The organism is Bacillota bacterium (genome assembly GCA_012839765.1).
Taxonomy (GTDB): Bacteria; Bacillota; Limnochordia; order DUMW01; family DUMW01; genus DUMW01.
The window spans coordinates 1-3,494 of the sequence record DUMW01000019.1; the positions used below are offsets into that span (position 1 = coordinate 1).

The following is a 3,494-nucleotide window of genomic DNA, read 5'->3' on the forward strand; positions in this document are numbered from 1 at the left end:
AAAACGGGATTCCTCACCTGATCTACGTATCCTGTAACCCCGCCTCCTTGGCTAGGGATCTTGCAAGTTTATGCCAAGGGGGATACCGAGTGCAAACGGTTGTGCCCGTCGATATGTTTCCCCAGACTTGCCATGTAGAATCAGTGGTGCTGTTATCGAAAGACGAAGGATAAGTACACCGCACTGTTTAAAGAACCCAGTGGATCCCGACGGCTTGACCACAATCTTTCTCCCGGATTGGAGCTGAAAAAACTGCAAGTTGCTTTAATCGGCTGTACCAGCAAGAAGAGGGTATATCCATGTCCGGCAAGAGAACTGTACTCGGCAAGCCCGAGGTTTAGGCTGGCCTATACCTTGGCAGAAGCTGTGGCTGACAGAATATGAGTTCTCTCGGCCAAGCACGGGTTATTGCCGGAAGACCGGATCGTGGACCCATACGACGAAACCCTAGCCAACAAGAGTACCCAGGAGCGAAGACTATGGGGAGAACAGGTGCTGAAGCAATTAAAACAATCCTTCGATCTTGTGCATGACGAGTTCATTTTTCTGGCAAGCAAAACCTATTACGAGGCACTATTGCCCCATCTGAACCACTTTTGGCTTCCTTTAGTAGGAAAAACCCAGGGTCAATGGATTCCGGAACTGAGAAGGCTGATAGAACTGGAAAGGGAGCCGGACAGATCAAAGGCTCTTCATATGCTGTTCAACGGGCTGCCGCGACTGGATTGGACGATGATCAATGATATACCTTACAAAAACGGCATCTACGTCATGTTTGAAGCAGGCGAAAGCTTTCATGGGATGGACAGAATAGTGCGAGTCGGGACCCACAGAGGAGAGAATCGTTTGCTAAAACGACTTAAGGACCACTTTATGGGCGACAATGCCCACAGAAGTATTCTACGTAAGAATATCGGTCGAGCTTTTCTACATAGGGGATCTGCCCCCTACTTGAGGGTGCGGGAAATCGATATGCAATACTCTGCTAACAGAAGGAAATACGGTCACTTGGTGGACGATGATATGGAGACCAACCTGGAAGCTAGAATCAGCCGCTACTTGAGAGAAAACATTACCTTTATCTGCTTTCTGGTTTCTGGTTGAAGATAAGAAAGAACGTCTGAGGCTAGAAGACGGTATTCTATCGACACTGAACAAGAACCCCTCATTCAGACCGAGCAGTACCTGGCTTGGATTGAGCAGCCCTAAGCCCAGAATTGCAAGCAGCGGTCTTTGGAATATCCAGGGACTAAGGGGACAACCGTTGTCGGAGAAAGAATGGGAACGGCTGAAATGGCTTACAAGGTTCGGGAATTGCCGCTACGGGAGACACTTCGAACAAGAAAAAAGCACAGTCAACAGGCCACCGACCAATACATAGCTACTGCGGAAAGCAAGCTTTCCCACGGACAAACGACCACTGACGTCAGGAGTTTTATAGTAAAGCTATTGAAGGAGGCAAAATCCCAAGGCAAAAGCCATATTGATCTCGTTTCAGGCGACATTCACCGGCAGATGGGGCTGAAGAACAGGATGCCCATGGTATGTCGGGCGATGTATCAAGGGCTGCTGCCCAGTGATAGAGTCTTGCATACCACCCCCAGCGGCCAAAGCTCCACGATCCGAATAAGGTATTACTTGAAAAGCAGAGAGCCGTGAACGCCTTCGAAAACCATGAAGAAGCTCTATTGCCCAACGGTCTCCTGGCCGACCGTTGAGTAATCCCCCAAGGTATGCCACTGGATAGCTTCCGATCACCCACCCAGCGTCAGATTTCCTCCATGACAGCGGGTTATTCCCTTCGGTCACCTACCCCGCGCTCCCTGCCCTAGGTGCCTTCACCCTAACCAGCCCGTCGTTGAAATGGATCGCCTCCTCACCACCGAGCGACGAGAGAGGCCAGATCTTGTCATGCCGCGTCCAGGTAAGCACGGTGCATAAAACAGTTATGTCGTTGCCCTGTCTTCCGCCCGCTGTGAATAGTGCTATCCGGTCCACCCCGGGCCAAAACGGTCCTCTGGTTCAAATTTGAGGTGGTTGATAGAGAGTATATTACACTCTGTGATGGTTCTCGTTACGTCTTCAGGAACGTACAGATGCTTTCCCGAGGTGGATCGGGAAGAAACGAGATTGCTGATACTCAATTCAAAATTGGCCCAGACCGATAAAATGTACACGTACAGTTTCTGAATCTCCTCCGGAGTAGCAAGTCCCCACTAGTTCCGATACGGCGCATCTACTACCCTTTTCCTAAGGTGGCTTCGGCGGAGGCTAGTGTGTGACACCTTGCGTCTCACGATTCCATCTTTCCTTATCCCAAGTCCATCAGAAATATTGTCAAAAGAGCCTGTTTACCCCTTGCACTTCCCTGTTCTTCGTACTATCATAGAGAAGCGGGAACTGACATGTCCCGCGGGACATAGTGAGACCCGCGCAGAATGTTAAGTAGGAAGGAGGAACCCAAATGTTGTTGTTTCGACGGAAACAGAAGGTTCTGTCGTTTGAGGAGGAGCGAGCCAAGTACCCCCTCTTGTACCGTAGGGAGCTTGGCGTGCATCCGGTCCGGGTTGACAGGATCGTAGGGACGGTAGGCCGTGTCGCGGACATGAAGGAAGACTTTCAGTTCAAAGGCATCTTCAGTAAAGAAAGAGCACGAAAGGTCTCCCGACTGATGGAGCGGGGCGAACTGGGCGAAGCAATCAGCGTGTATGAGCTGGATAGGAAGTACTTCGTATTGGATGGGCACCATCGGGTAAGTGCTGCCAAAAGGCTCGGACAGGAATATCTGGATGCAGATATTACCCTGCTGATCCCTGCAAGATCCCACAGCGAAGCTCAGGCCGGAAATCCGGCCTGACCCCCTTCTTCTCTTTCCGTCTGTCCTCTATAAAGCTATGAACACTTCATGCTCAAACCAGGTTTTCTGACAGGAATACTCTCGCTAGCGAACTCAGCGAACTGCAGCGAAAACTACAAGTGACAACAACCCCAAAACGAAAACGAAAAGCACGAGCACCGGAACACAGCAACCCAAGGGTGTAGGTAGCTTCCCGTGGCGAACGATCTTGCCAGCAGTGGAATAATATCCCACCTTGCGCTTCACCCGGCGCCTAAAGTTGGTCCCAGCGCGCAAAGGTTTTGTCGCTGCGGTGATCCCAGTAGCCTTCTTAATCCTCTTTTTCGCCTTGGTGATGCCTAAGACAGTCTTCACCGATGGCTTACGATACCGAAAACGCTTCATCCCGCAGTCACCCCTCGCCTTCCAAGGTGCCTTGGCCCATCATACATCCGCATATGCCTGGCAGATATGTTCCACAAAAGTACCCGGGTTCCTGCAATTAACTTGCTCCTTCGTCCACCAGCCCAAGGCTAACCTAAGTCTTAGATGACTAAGACCTGGCTCTGATTTGGTCTCTCGTACGCAGTACCTCGCCCAGGGATAACCCCAATCCCAAAAGGGCAGGGAAATTGTCGATTCTCACCGAGAAAAACAA

General features: G+C 50.7%; 5 protein-coding genes. 4 read left to right on the plus strand and 1 reads right to left on the minus strand.

Annotation, left to right across the window (positions count from 1 at the left end):
* The 4 genes from GXX57_01845 to GXX57_01860 form a co-directional block, all read left to right on the plus strand.
* Window positions 1-173 (plus strand): 23S rRNA (uracil(1939)-C(5))-methyltransferase RlmD (locus tag GXX57_01845; GenBank protein HHV43398.1); only part of this gene is annotated, 173 nt, incomplete at its 5' end.
* Window positions 174-426: 253 nt separating this feature from the next.
* Window positions 427-1,104, plus strand: coding sequence for a hypothetical protein (locus GXX57_01850; protein ID HHV43399.1), 678 nt, complete (start codon window positions 427-429; stop codon window positions 1,102-1,104).
* A gap of 189 nt (window positions 1,105-1,293) precedes the next feature.
* Window positions 1,294-1,659 (plus strand): hypothetical protein, encoded by a 366-nt coding sequence (locus tag GXX57_01855; protein HHV43400.1) that lies wholly within the window; start codon window positions 1,294-1,296, stop codon window positions 1,657-1,659.
* An 805-nt stretch (window positions 1,660-2,464) separates the two neighbouring features.
* Window positions 2,465-2,857, plus strand: coding sequence for a ParB N-terminal domain-containing protein (locus tag GXX57_01860; protein HHV43401.1), 393 nt, complete (start codon window positions 2,465-2,467; stop codon window positions 2,855-2,857).
* A 93-nt stretch (window positions 2,858-2,950) separates the two neighbouring features.
* On the opposite strand, the gene GXX57_01865 is transcribed toward GXX57_01860, so the two are convergent.
* A complete protein-coding gene (locus tag GXX57_01865; protein HHV43402.1) occupies window positions 2,951-3,241 on the minus strand; it encodes a hypothetical protein in 291 nt (96 codons plus the stop codon).
* Window positions 3,242-3,494: the final 253 nt, after the last annotated feature.

Bases quoted from the DNA above. Each gene is read 5' to 3' on its own strand.
- GXX57_01860 (HHV43401.1), top strand. From the start codon at position 2,465: ATGTTGTTGTTTCGACGGAAACAGAAGGTTCTGTCGTTTGAGGAGGAG.
- GXX57_01855 (HHV43400.1), top strand. From the start codon at position 1,294: ATGGCTTACAAGGTTCGGGAATTGCCGCTACGGGAGACACTTCGAACA.
- GXX57_01865 (HHV43402.1), bottom strand. From the start codon at position 3,241: ATGAAGCGTTTTCGGTATCGTAAGCCATCGGTGAAGACTGTCTTAGGC.